Genomic DNA, 11,752 nt, shown 5'->3' with positions numbered 1-11,752 from the left:
AATAATGTTATAATTCAATAGTAAGTAAATAATAACTAAAAATGCTAAAATAAATTCAGCCTGCAAAATTGTTGGAGGTAAATAATGTTTAATAATAATGGAATTGTAATAAAAGGAAACAAAGATGGTATTAATGCCACAATTTTAATGAATGAATTTGAATCATTTGAAGATATGCAGAGTACTCTTTTAAAGAAACTGTTAAAAGGAAAAAAATTTTATAAAGATACAACCTTTACTTTAAATTTTGATTTTGATCTTTTAGGTAAAAGTGATATACAAGTATTAAAGAATTCACTTATAAATCAGATAGAAATTAAAGATATTGTACTTAAAGATATAAAAGATAAGGGTAAAGATAGTAAGAAAAATTTTTCAGATGTATATGAAGGAAAGACCAAATTTATTAGAAAGACAGTTAGAGGTGGACAAAGCATTAATTATAATGGAAATATTGTAATAATAGGTGACATAAATAATGGAGCTGAAGTTTCTGCTTCTGGAAATGTCATCGTTTTAGGCAGGATAAGAGGAAAAGTAAGTGCTGGAACACAAGGAAATAGCAAATCAGTTATTGTAGCATTTTCTCTTGAACCAGAACTTCTAAAAATTGCTGATAAAGTTGCACTTTCACCAGATGAAGATGCAAAACCTGAATATCCTGAACTTGCAAAAATAGAAGATGGTTATATTGTGGTTGAACCGTATTTGCCAAATAAGTATATATAAAAAACATATGGAGGGATTTTTTAAATGGGAGAATCTATTGTTATAACTTCTGGGAAAGGCGGAGTTGGAAAGACAACAACAACAGCTAATATAGGAACAGCTCTGGCATCACTTGGAAAGAAAGTTGCTGTTGTTGATGGTGATACAGGACTACGAAATCTTGATGTATTGCTTGGATTAGAAAATAGAATAGTTTATACACTAATTGATGTGATAGAAGGAAGATGTAGATTAAAACAGGCTCTTATAAAAGATAAAAGATTTAATAATATGTGTATGCTTCCAACAGCGCAGACAAAAGATAAAGATGATGTAAGCACACAAGACATGCTTAAGATAGTAAACGAATTAAAAGAAGAATATGATTATATATTAATTGACTGTCCTGCAGGAATTGAGCAAGGGTTTGAGAATTCAGTAATAGGAGCAGATAGAGCAATAATAGTTGTCAATCCTGAAATAACATCAGTAAGAGATGCTGATAGAGTAATAGGAAAACTTGATGCAAAAGGACTTGAAGATCATAAAATAATTGTAAATAGACTTAATTATAAGATGACTGAAAATGGAGATATGCTAGATGTTAACGATATAGTTGAAACACTTTCAGTTGGACTTTTAGGTGTTGTACCTGATGATAAGGATATTACAGTTTCTACAAATAAGGGTGAACCTATCGTTTTACAAAAAGATTCATATTCAGGACAAGCATTTTTAAATATTGCTAGAAGAATAACAGGAGAAAAAGTTCCACTTATGGATTTAAAACCTCAGGACGAAGGTTTCTTCAGTTCGATAAAAAAACTATTCAAACATAAGTAGAGGTGAAAGGAAATGGGATTTTTTAAGAATTTTGGAAATAAGACTTCTCCAAAGCAAGTTGCGAAAGATAGGTTAAAGCTTATACTTATACATGATAGAGGAGAAATACCACCTGAAACTATAGATAAGATAAGGGAAGAGATACTTAATGTAATCTCCAAATATATAGATATACAGCTCGAAGATGTTGAAATTTCAGTTAATAAGACAGAGACAGATGAAAGTGGAGAAAATTCTTCTGCATTAATTGCAAATATACCTATTAAAAATGTACATGGAAGATAAAGTAAGGATTAAATGATAAAGTTTTTATTTAAAAGGCTTATCGCTATAGGCGGTGGCCTTTTAATATTTTTGTAATAATATCCTAATTGCTTATAGCAAATGTAAGTGATAAAATATTCTTAAGAAAAAGACAGAGTTATGAGGTGAAATTTTGTTTAAAATATTAAAACCAGATGTCAGAGTTTTAAAAGAAATTGATAAGCTTATTTTAATAAGTATGTTTTTACTTATTTTAATAGGAACAGTAAATATATATTTATGTACTAAAGGTACGATTTCTGTACAACCATATTATTATTTAAAGAAGCAACTTATAGGAGTTATACTCGGAATAATTATTATGTATATTATAATGTGTATAGATTATAATATGTTTATTAATTTTGTTCCTATATTTTATTGGATTTCAGTAGTTATGCTTATTTTAGCTAAAGTACCAGGAATAGGAATAGTAGTAAATGGTGCAAGAGGATGGATGAAGATTGGAGGATTTCAATTTCAGCCTTCTGAAATAGCTAAAATTGCGATAATATTAATGCTTGCAAAGAAACTTGATGAGATGGACTGCAAGATAAATGATATAAAAAATTTCTTTATTTTAGTTCTTTATGCTGCAATTCCAGTTGCATTTATAATAACTCAGCCTGATATGGGAATGACAATGGTATGTTTCTTTATCGTACTTGGAATGTTTTTTATTGCAGGTCTTGATATGCGTGTTATAGGAGGAGGTCTTATTACACTCATAGTAGGAATACTTATCGTATTAAATTCAGGACTTCTTCAGACATATCAGATAAATAGATTTACAGCGTTTTTAAATCCAAATGCAGATGATGCAAAAACTACATATCATCTTAATCAGTCGCTTATAGCTATAGGATCTGGTGGTATTTTAGGAAGCAGACCATCTTTTGATCCAGATGGAACTACAGGCTACGCAGCGCAAAATGTTCCAGAAGATAGAACAGATTTTATATTTACTGCAATATCAGAACAGTGGGGCCTTATTGGAGGCTTGGCAGTAATAGTTCTTTATGGATTTATGCTTTTTAGAATGATCTCAATTTCAAGAAGTGTAAAAGAAATTTTTGGATCACTTATGAGTTCTGGAATTATATCATATTTTCTCTTTGCTATAATTCAGAACATAGGAATGACAATGGGACTTTTACCAATAACAGGAATAACACTCCCACTTTTAAGTTATGGAAGTAGTTCTATGGTAACAGTAATGATGTCAATAGCATTTGTATTAAAAGCTGGAGCTCATAAAAAGAAAATTTATTTTTAAACTTTGTATATTCTAAAAATGAAAAAATTATATATATTTAGTACTAGAACAATATTTTTAGGAATGAATGATTGTGGAAAAATATAAAAATGCCTATGAGATGTATTATCGTAATATCCAAAACAAGAATGTTAAAAGCATTAGAAATAAGAACCAAAATATAAAAAAATTAAATGTTAATAAAATTGTCAATAAGATTACCGCACAATGTATATTATCTGCTGTGATTATTTCAGCTTTATTTGGATTGAGTTTTATTAAAGACAACAATGTAATAAGAATTTATAGGACTATACGTATGCAGCTTAATAGCAACATTACTATCGATGAGATAAAAAAATACGATTATGAGAATGAGTACGAATTTTTAAAAAACAGAACAGCAGAATGTATGACTTATCTTGAGAGTATAAGAAATCAGCAATATTAATTTTAGGAGTTAATATGAAAAAATGGATAAATGTATTAATTATTGAGCTGATTCTTCTTTTATCACTAACGGCATACAATAATCCGATATTTTTAAGTTTTTTATTTATTATGATTCATGAAGTTGTTCATATTATTACAGCTCTAAATTTTGGATGTAGGCTCAAAAAGACTTTTATTTGGATATTTGGAGCAAATGCCGTTATTTCTGATATCAATGAACTTTCAGAAGATCAAAAATTATATTTATATCTTTCAGGCCCATTATCTAACATTTTTATTGGTATTATATGTATGATGCTTTTTTCTGAAAATATGAATGATTTATTTTTGGAATGTGCAAAAATCAATTTATTTCTTGGAGTTTTTAATCTTGTTCCATCATATCCTTTAGATGGATCAAAAGTTTTAGAGGTTTTGCTTAGCAGAAAAGTTTTATATAAAAAAGCGCAGAATATTATAGAAATACTTAGTTTTATTTTTTGTATAGTACTTTTCCTAGTTTTTTTGATAATAACTTTTCTATTACATAAAATTAATATCAGTTTATTTATAATGGTGATTTTTATATTATATACGATTATTTCTGAAAGACGAAAGAAAATGTATATAATGATGGGTGGAATAGTTTCTAAAATAAGAAAGATAAAAAGAAATGGATACGTAGAAAATAAAACTATTTCAGTTTATTATAAAATTACTCTTTTAAAAGTTCTTATGTTAGTCGATAAAAATAAATTTAATATATTTTATATTTTAAATGATGATATGATAGTTCTTTATATAATGAATGAGGATGAGCTTATTTCTGCACTTAAAGATTATGGAAATATATCACTTGAAAAATATATATTAGAGAAAAATAAATGACAAATTTTAAATTTGTCATTTATTTTTTTGCTTTATTATAAGATTTCTACAAAATGTACTTAAAAATATTTCTTTATTTAAAAGTGCATGAGATATTTCAAGTTCAAGATTTAAGTCAGAAGTTATTGTAATTATGACATCTGAGTCAGTAATCTCTACATTTATGTCTTTAATTGCATTCTCAAAACTTCTGTCTAATTCTTCTGAAATAGATAGAAGCACTGATATATAGTTTATAGCTTTTATATCAAGCTTGTTTATTATAGAGAGATACGGAGTTATTGGAATATTGTTTAAATTTAAGTGAGTACCACCAATTAAAGCACTCATAATAAGTTCTTTATGTGATAGACCATTTATATTTGAATTTAATATGACATAAAACGAATGTCTATAATGATGATAGTAGTCAATTGATATACCGGAATCGTGAAGAAGTGATGATGTTTTTATAACATTATCATATGTGTTTTTAAATTTGTGAATTGGATATAATGAATTGAATAATTTTTGAGTCATATGATATAAATTAAATGAATGTGTCTTGTTTATATGAAGATAGTCCATTATCCCATTTAAGTTAAAATCAAGTACATCTTTTATTTCACCATAATTGTTTTCTATATAATGAAACATTATTCCTTCTCTAAGTCCTCTTCCTGAGATTATTATTTTATCACAGTCTATATAGTTAAGAATTGTATTTAAGATAACAGATCCTCCAACTATTAAGTCAGCTCTGTCTTTTGAAAGTCCTTCAATATTTATTCTTTGTTTATAATTTTTAGATTTAACAAGATTATATATATGATGAACATCATTTTTAGTCATTTCATAATTATGCACAATGTCAAAAGGATATCTTTTTTTATTCCTATCTATTTTATAAATAGCTCTTGCAGTACCCCCTACACAGATAACAGAATCAAATGTATGATCTTTAATCCATGAAATATTAGAAACAGAATCTTTTATTACATCTATTGCAGATATAAGATTGTTTGGAAGTACTCTGTCTCGTAAATCATATTTGTAGGCATGAGTAAGAGTTCCAAATGGAATAACGGTATAGTTTTCGAGTTTCCCATTTTGTACAAATGAAAGATGCGTTGATGCACCACATATGTCAATTATAAGACTATTTTCTATATGCATACTTTTTACAACAGCAAGAAAAGTTGATTTTATTTCATCGCTTTCAGATAAAAGAGTAACATCAATGTTGAAATTAGTTTTTATCTCATTAAAAAGTGTATCTATATTTTTAGCCTTGCTTAAAGAACAGTTTGCAACTGCAATAATGTCATTCACACTAGAAGCTTTGCATAGAGATTTAAATGAACGAACATTATCGAGAGTTAGAGTTATTTTTTTATCACTTATAGTGTTTCCATATATAAGATCTGTAGCAAGCTTAATATCACTTGTAGATTCATCTATAATTTTATAATAACCTGTTTTTAGGATAGTCATTAATGTAAATTTCACAGAATTTGCACCAATATATATAACTCCTATTTTATCCATAATATAAATAAGCTCCTTACTATTAAATAATATCATTATTATATATCATATTACATTAAAAATTCAATAAGTTAATTGACAAGAAAGCTTTTATTTTTGTATAATAAGTTAGATTTATAAAGTTAAATTCAATGATGAGGAGAGTAGTTTATTAAACTAAAATTAAGCGAGTTAGGATTTTGGTGTGAGCCTGATATTTTTTGATAAATGAAGAGAACCTTTGAGAAGCGCCTGAAATGAGTAGGGTTGCCGTCTAAATTTACGTTAAAATTTTAAGAGGTATTTTTTATAAAAATACAATTAGAGTGGTACCGCGGATATTCCGTCTCTTTATTTAAAAGAGACGGTTTTTTTGTTACTTTTTATTAAAAATAGGAGGAAAAATATGAATTATAAAAATTATATAGCTAAAATTATGTCGGATATAACAGATATAGATAAGGAGGAGGCTTTAGGCCTTATAGAGACACCTCCAAAGCCTGAGATGGGAGATTTCGCATTCCCATGTTTTAAGCTTGCCAAAGTTATGAGAAAAGCTCCAAACATGATTGCAGAAGAATTAAAGGAAAAAGTTAATTATGACGGATTTGAAAAAGTAGAATCTTTTGGACCATATTTAAACTTTTTTGTTAGTAAAGCTTCAGTATCAGAAGATATAATTAATAAAGTTTTAGAAGAGAAGGATAACTATGGTGCATCTTCTTTTGGAGAAGGAAAGACAGTATGCGTTGAATATTCTTCACCTAATATAGCAAAGCCATTTCATGTAGGACATTTATTTACTACAGCAATAGGTAATTCGTTATATAAAATGTTTAAAAAAGAAGGATATAGTCCAGTTGGAATAAACCATTTAGGAGACTGGGGAACACAGTTTGGAAAACTCATATCTGCATATAAAAGATGGGTTAATGAAGACGCACTTGAAAAAAATCCAATAGATGAACTTTTAAGAATATATGTAAAATTCCACACTGAGGCAGAAAAAGATCCATCTCTTGAAGATGAAGCAAGAGCTAATTTTAAAAAACTTGAAGATGGAGATAAAGATGTTACAGCTTTATGGAAAAAATTCAGAGATTTAAGTCTTAAAGAATTTCAGAGAGTTTATGATATATTAGGAGTTAAATTTGATTCACTTGCAGGAGAAGCATTTTATAATGATAAAATGGATGCAGTTGTTAAGGAATTAAAAGATAAAAAGCTTTTAGTAAAGAGTAATGGTGCACAGGTTGTTATGCTTGATGATTACAATATGCCTCCTTGTATAGTTGTAAAGGCAGATGGAGCATCTATTTATGCAACAAGAGATCTTGCAGCTGCTATGTACAGAAAGAAGACTTATGATTTTGTAAAGAGTATATACGTTGTTGGTACTCCACAGGCACTTCATTTTAAGCAGGTATTTAAAGTCCTTGAACTTGCAGGACATACTTGGGCAAAAGATTGCGTTCATGTAGGATTTGGTCTTGTTAAGTTTAAAGATAGAAAACTTTCAACAAGAAATGGAGAGATAGTTCTTCTTGATGATTTATTAAAAGAAGCAATAGAGAAAACAACAGAAGTAATAAATGAGAAAAACCCTGATATTAAGAATAAAGAAGATATTGCTAAAAAGATAGGTGTAGGTGCAGTCTTATTTACATATCTTAAGAATTCAAGAGAAAAAGACATAGTATTTGATTGGAAAGAAATATTATCATTTGATGGAGAAACTGGCCCATATGTACAGTATGCATATGCAAGAGGAAATAGTATATTAAAGAGAGCTTCAGATGTAGTAGAAAAACCTGATTATAGCCTTCTTAAAACAAAAGAAGAATTTGAACTTGTAAAAGCACTTTCAATATTTAATGATCAGATAAAGATAGCTCTTGATAAACTTGAACCTTGCATAATTACAAGATATGTAATAGAAGTTGCAAAATTATTTAATAAATTTTATAATTCACATTCAGTATTAAATCTTGAAGATCAGAAATTAAAAGCAGCAAGGCTTTCTCTTGTTAAAGCTTCTCTTCAAGTAATAAAGAATGCTTTAAATCTTCTTGGAATAGATGTTGTAGAAGAAATGTAAGGTGATAAAATGACAGAGTTTATGGACCTTATAGAAAAAAGACAGAGTGTACGTAATTACAGTGATAAAGATATTGAAAAAGAAAAGCTTATAAAATGTATTGAAGCAGCAAGGCTTGCGCCTTCTGCATGCAATGCACAGCCATGGCATTTTCATCTTGTAATTGATAAAGAAAAAGTAGAAAAAGTTTCAGAGTATGTTCAGGATAAAGTAATGAATAAATTTGCTTCAAAAAGCAAAGCTTTTGTTATAGTAACAGAAGAAAGAGGAAAAGTCATATCAAGATTTGGCGGTGCTATAAAAAATCAGGATTATAGAAGTGTTGATATAGGAATTGCTACAGAACATATATGCCTTGAAGCTGCAGAGATGGGAATAGGAACATGCATTATGGGATGGTTTAATGAAAAGAAAATAAAAAATCTTCTTAATATTCCATTTTCAAAAAGAGTAAGACTTGTTATATCATTTGGATATGATAATAAAGGTATACTAAGAAAAAAAATAAGAAAACCACTTGAAGAAATATTAGATATAATTTAATAGATTTATAAATAGGAAAGCTTAAAAATAAAAAAAGCTTTTCTATTTTTATTAATAATAAATAGGTCAATGCATAATAAGGAATAATATATTAAAGTAACAAGCTTTTTTATATTAAAAAAGGCATAATAAGGTTTAGAGTAAAAAGGAGGACAAATATGGCTAATGTTGCAGCATTTTTTGATTTGGATGGAACTTTGTATAGAGAAGGTTTAATCACAGAAATGTTTAAAAAGATGGTGAAGTATGAAATAATTCCTCCAGAAAGATGGTATAATGAAGTAAGACCGTATTATATTCAGTGGGATAGAAGACAAGGAGATTATGATTCGTATCTTTTAAAAATGGTTGAAATATATGTTGATACTATAAAAGGATTCCAAAAGTCTAATTTGTCATATATTGCAGAAAAAGTTGTTGAGCAAAAAGGTGACAGAGTATATACGTATACAAGAGATCGAATAAGATGGCACAAAAATAAAAATCATAAACTCATTATAATATCAGGTTCTCCATCGTCTTTAGTAGAGCAGATGGCAGAAAAATATGGATTTACAGATTATATAGGTTCTAAATATGTTTATGATAAAAAAACTATGCGTTTTACAGGAGAAGTCATTCCGATGTGGGATGGAAAGAGCAAGTCAGAAGCTATAAAAAAATTAGTAGATAGATATGATATTTCTCTTAAAGATAGTTTTGCATATGGTGATACATCTGGAGATTTTGAAATGTTTAAGTCTGTTGGATATCCATCTTGTATAAATCCTACAAAAGAACTTCTTAATATGATTGTAGAAGATAAAGCTTTAAAAGATAAAATCAATGTCATAGTTGAAAGAAAAGATGTTATCTATAACATTGACATTGAGAATATACAGTTCAAGTAAGAAAGAGTGGTATGTTAGAGTGATTATACGTGAAAATTCTATTAGTGCAGAGAAATATTTTGATAAATATATGATAAAATCTAAAGATAAGGATTACAGTCCTGAGGATCTTATATTTTTCGATTTGGAACATTATGTGTATAAAAAACCAAAGTGTATTGGAGTCTTTGGTGCAAGTGTATATGATAAATCAAAAAAAGAAATGCTTGTAACACAATATATGATAGAAGATAGGTATGAATCCATAGATATATTATATCTTGCTGAAAAATATTTCGAGAGGATGCATGAAAAAGGAAAAAAAGCTATAGTCACTTTTTCTGGGAATAACGATTTTACTGTTATTAATTATTTATTTAAAGAAAATGGAATAAATTATGATTTTAATAAGAAATTCGATTCTATAGATATTCAGAAAGAGTATGAAAAAGAAAAAACTACGTCGATAGGATTAAAAAATTTGGAAAAAGTTTTTAATATTATAAGAGAAGGCGAAGTTATAAGCGGCTCTAATCTAGCAAAAACATTTCAGAAGATAATGAAAGATAGAGATTATTTTAAAAGAATACCAAAAGAAAAAGTTGAAAAAATACTTTTATACAACGAGCAGGATGTTGTTAATCTTTATAACATTTATATAAATTGGAAAAGATATATGATTAATGATGAAAAAACGGAAGAAGAATAAAAAAGAGAATTTCTAAAAAAATTAGAAATTCTCTTTTTTTATATTAATTTGCTTTTTCTAAAAGTTCAATACCTTTATTAAGTCTTTTTAATGTTTCTTCTTTTCCAAGAAGTTCAGCTATTTCAAAAGCACCACCTGGTGTGAATGATTTACCAGAAAGAGCTGTTCTTATAGGCCATAACATTTGTCCGTTTTTAACTCCAAGATCTTTAATAAGTGCAAAAATCTTTTCGTGAAGATTATCTAAAGTCCAGTCTTTTTCATCTATAGCTTCTATTATTGGAAGAGATTTCTTTATGTTGTCAAGTGAAGATTCAATAGTTGATTTCATCTTCTTATGAACATAAAGATCTGTAGAATATTCAGGAAGCTCTTGAAGAAAATCTATCTGTTCTGGTATATCTGATAAAAGTTCACATCTTGTATGAAGAAGTTCAGATAATAATTTGAAATCAAAATCCTTCTTTAAAACTTTCTTATATTCTGGAACAGCTTTTTCATGGAATTCTTCAAGAGAAAGCTTTCTTATGTATTCTCCATTCATCCATTTTAATTTTTTGCTATCGAAAATAGCTGGTGATTTACTTATATCATGGAAATCGAATGCTTTAATAAGTTCTTCTAATGAGAATATTTCATTATTTGATCCATCATTCCATCCAAGAAGAGCTATATAGTTTAAAACAGCTTCTTTTAAATATCCTTTGTCTAAAAGATCTCCGAATGAAGCATCACCATTTCTCTTTGAAAGCTTATTATGTTCATCTTTCATTATTGGAGGACAGTGTACATAAATTGGTACTGGCCATCCAAAAGCTGCATATAATCTGTTGTATTTAGGTGATGAAGAAAGATATTCACATCCTCTTACAACATGAGTAATTCCCATAAGATGATCATCAACAACATTGGCAAAATTATATGTAGGAAGACCGTCTGATTTAATAAGAATCATATCTTCAAGTTCTGAATTATCAACTGTTATTTTTCCATAAATAACATCTTCAAATGAAGTAGTTCCTGTTGTAGGATTATTTTGTCTTATAACATAAGGAAGTCCTTTGTCTAAGTTTTCCTGAACTTGCTCCTTTGTAAGTCTTGCACAATGTTTATCATATTTAAAAGGTCTTTTTAATGCTTCAGCATTTTCACGAAGCATATCAAGTCTTTCTTTTGTACAAAAACAGTAATAAGCTTCACCCTTATCAACAAGCTGTTTAGCATATTTTAAATAGATATCTTTTCTTTTACTTTGAACGTAAGGACCAACAGGACCTCCAACGTCAGGGCCTTCATCATGTTTAAGACCAGTTACTTTTAAAGTATCATATATAATATCTACAGCACCTTCAACTAATCTTTCTTGATCGGTATCCTCTATTCTTAAAATAAAGTCTCCATCTTCATGTTTAGCTATAAGATATGCATATAAAGCTGTTCTTAAATTACCTACATGCATATAACCAGTAGGGCTAGGTGCAAATCTTGTTCTAATTTTTGCTGCCATTTGTTTCACTCCTATTATTTTTTCTACCTTGTATCTATTAAATTACAATACTTTTATCATATATCAATGGCTTTTTTATGTCAATAAAAAC

At 28.2% G+C, this 11,752-nt stretch carries 12 protein-coding genes and 1 other annotated feature; of the genes, 10 read left to right on the top strand and 2 right to left on the bottom strand.

Annotated features, from left to right (window positions below):
- Nucleotides 1-84: 84 nt before the first annotated feature.
- The 6 genes from minC to MTX53_RS09545 all read left to right on the top strand — a co-directional run bounded on the left by minC (nucleotide 85) and on the right by MTX53_RS09545 (nucleotide 4,429).
- A complete protein-coding gene (gene minC / locus MTX53_RS09570) occupies nucleotides 85-729 on the top strand; it encodes a septum site-determining protein MinC (RefSeq protein ID WP_244833576.1) in 645 nt (214 codons plus the stop codon).
- 24 nt (nucleotides 730-753) lie between these two features.
- Nucleotides 754-1,551, top strand: coding sequence for a septum site-determining protein MinD (gene minD / locus MTX53_RS09565; protein ID WP_244833575.1), 798 nt, complete (start codon nucleotides 754-756; stop codon nucleotides 1,549-1,551).
- Nucleotides 1,552-1,563: 12 nt separating this feature from the next.
- A complete protein-coding gene (minE, locus tag MTX53_RS09560) occupies nucleotides 1,564-1,836 on the top strand; it encodes a cell division topological specificity factor MinE (protein WP_244833574.1) in 273 nt (90 codons plus the stop codon).
- A 151-nt stretch (nucleotides 1,837-1,987) separates the two neighbouring features.
- A complete protein-coding gene (locus tag MTX53_RS09555; protein WP_244833573.1) occupies nucleotides 1,988-3,130 on the top strand; it encodes an FtsW/RodA/SpoVE family cell cycle protein in 1,143 nt (380 codons plus the stop codon).
- A gap of 73 nt (nucleotides 3,131-3,203) precedes the next feature.
- Complete coding sequence (locus MTX53_RS09550; protein WP_244833572.1) at nucleotides 3,204-3,560, top strand: hypothetical protein; 357 nt, start codon at nucleotides 3,204-3,206, stop codon at nucleotides 3,558-3,560.
- A gap of 14 nt (nucleotides 3,561-3,574) precedes the next feature.
- Nucleotides 3,575-4,429 carry a site-2 protease family protein gene (locus MTX53_RS09545; RefSeq protein WP_244833571.1) on the top strand — a complete coding sequence of 285 codons (855 nt, stop codon included), beginning with the start codon at nucleotides 3,575-3,577 and terminating at the stop codon, nucleotides 4,427-4,429.
- Nucleotides 4,430-4,444: 15 nt separating this feature from the next.
- Here MTX53_RS09545 and MTX53_RS09540 read toward each other — a convergent pair whose 3' ends face one another.
- Nucleotides 4,445-5,956, bottom strand: a complete 1,512-nt coding sequence (locus MTX53_RS09540) for a Ppx/GppA phosphatase family protein (RefSeq protein WP_244833570.1) — start codon at nucleotides 5,954-5,956, stop codon at nucleotides 4,445-4,447.
- Between the two features lie 122 nt (nucleotides 5,957-6,078).
- Nucleotides 6,079-6,289, top strand: a binding site (T-box leader).
- Between the two features lie 52 nt (nucleotides 6,290-6,341).
- On the opposite strand from MTX53_RS09540, the gene argS reads away from it, so the two are divergent.
- From argS to MTX53_RS09520, 4 genes are all read left to right on the top strand, one after another.
- Nucleotides 6,342-8,033, top strand: a complete 1,692-nt coding sequence (argS, locus tag MTX53_RS09535) for an arginine--tRNA ligase (RefSeq protein WP_244833569.1) — start codon at nucleotides 6,342-6,344, stop codon at nucleotides 8,031-8,033.
- A 9-nt stretch (nucleotides 8,034-8,042) separates the two neighbouring features.
- Complete coding sequence (locus MTX53_RS09530; protein ID WP_244833568.1) at nucleotides 8,043-8,576, top strand: nitroreductase family protein; 534 nt, start codon at nucleotides 8,043-8,045, stop codon at nucleotides 8,574-8,576.
- A gap of 158 nt (nucleotides 8,577-8,734) precedes the next feature.
- A complete protein-coding gene (locus MTX53_RS09525; protein WP_244833567.1) occupies nucleotides 8,735-9,466 on the top strand; it encodes an HAD-IB family hydrolase in 732 nt (243 codons plus the stop codon).
- 19 nt (nucleotides 9,467-9,485) lie between these two features.
- Nucleotides 9,486-10,154 (top strand): ribonuclease H-like domain-containing protein, encoded by a 669-nt coding sequence (locus MTX53_RS09520; protein ID WP_244833566.1) that lies wholly within the window; start codon nucleotides 9,486-9,488, stop codon nucleotides 10,152-10,154.
- A 43-nt stretch (nucleotides 10,155-10,197) separates the two neighbouring features.
- On the opposite strand, the gene gltX is transcribed toward MTX53_RS09520, so the two are convergent.
- Nucleotides 10,198-11,661, bottom strand: coding sequence for a glutamate--tRNA ligase (gene gltX, locus MTX53_RS09515; protein WP_244833565.1), 1,464 nt, complete (start codon nucleotides 11,659-11,661; stop codon nucleotides 10,198-10,200).
- Nucleotides 11,662-11,752: the final 91 nt, after the last annotated feature.

Origin of the sequence: Clostridium sp. BJN0001, assembly GCF_022869825.1 — a bacterium.
Lineage (GTDB): Bacteria > Bacillota > Clostridia > Clostridiales > Clostridiaceae > Clostridium.
Note: the sequence above shows the minus strand (reverse complement) of the source record. Positions and strands in the feature narration are given on the sequence as shown.

Bases quoted from the DNA above. Each gene is read 5' to 3' on its own strand.
- minC (WP_244833576.1), top strand. From the start codon at position 85: ATGTTTAATAATAATGGAATTGTAATAAAAGGAAACAAAGATGGTATT.
- minD (WP_244833575.1), top strand. From the start codon at position 754: ATGGGAGAATCTATTGTTATAACTTCTGGGAAAGGCGGAGTTGGAAAG.
- minE (WP_244833574.1), top strand. From the start codon at position 1,564: ATGGGATTTTTTAAGAATTTTGGAAATAAGACTTCTCCAAAGCAAGTT.
- MTX53_RS09545 (WP_244833571.1), top strand. From the start codon at position 3,575: ATGAAAAAATGGATAAATGTATTAATTATTGAGCTGATTCTTCTTTTA.
- MTX53_RS09540 (WP_244833570.1), bottom strand. From the start codon at position 5,956: ATGGATAAAATAGGAGTTATATATATTGGTGCAAATTCTGTGAAATTT.
- argS (WP_244833569.1), top strand. From the start codon at position 6,342: ATGAATTATAAAAATTATATAGCTAAAATTATGTCGGATATAACAGAT.
- MTX53_RS09530 (WP_244833568.1), top strand. From the start codon at position 8,043: ATGACAGAGTTTATGGACCTTATAGAAAAAAGACAGAGTGTACGTAAT.
- MTX53_RS09525 (WP_244833567.1), top strand. From the start codon at position 8,735: ATGGCTAATGTTGCAGCATTTTTTGATTTGGATGGAACTTTGTATAGA.
- gltX (WP_244833565.1), bottom strand. From the start codon at position 11,661: ATGGCAGCAAAAATTAGAACAAGATTTGCACCTAGCCCTACTGGTTAT.